Below are 276 nucleotides of genomic sequence, written 5' to 3'. Positions count from 1 at the left end.
GGGCAAGACCACCCACAGCGGCTTCCTCAATGCCCTGCCCTCCGAAGGGCACGGCTACTTCGACCCGTGGACCCAGTCCCTCAGAAACATCGCTGCGACCACAACCGGTCAGCTCGACAAAGCCAGCGGCGGGTTGACCGGCACCGCGGCAGCGGCGGCCCAGCACAACAAGGACGCCGCACACTATGCCGCGAATTTCTGGATCACCCCGTGAAGGCCCCGCCCCGTAGCACCATCGTGCTCTTTGCTCTCGCGACTACCCTCACCCTTGGAGGA

1 protein-coding gene is annotated in these 276 nt (G+C 65.2%); it reads left to right on the top strand.

Going from position 1 to position 276, the window contains the following annotated elements; genetic code table 11:
- Nucleotides 1-214 (top strand): hypothetical protein (locus ACZ2V4_RS11790; RefSeq protein WP_490514960.1); only part of this gene is annotated, 214 nt, incomplete at its 5' end.
- Between the last annotated feature and the right edge of the window lie 62 nt (nt 215-276).

The sequence above is a fragment of the Macrococcus sp. CoH-51_TC_04 genome (assembly GCF_058188655.1).
This window is presented reverse-complemented; position numbering and strand designations above follow the sequence as displayed.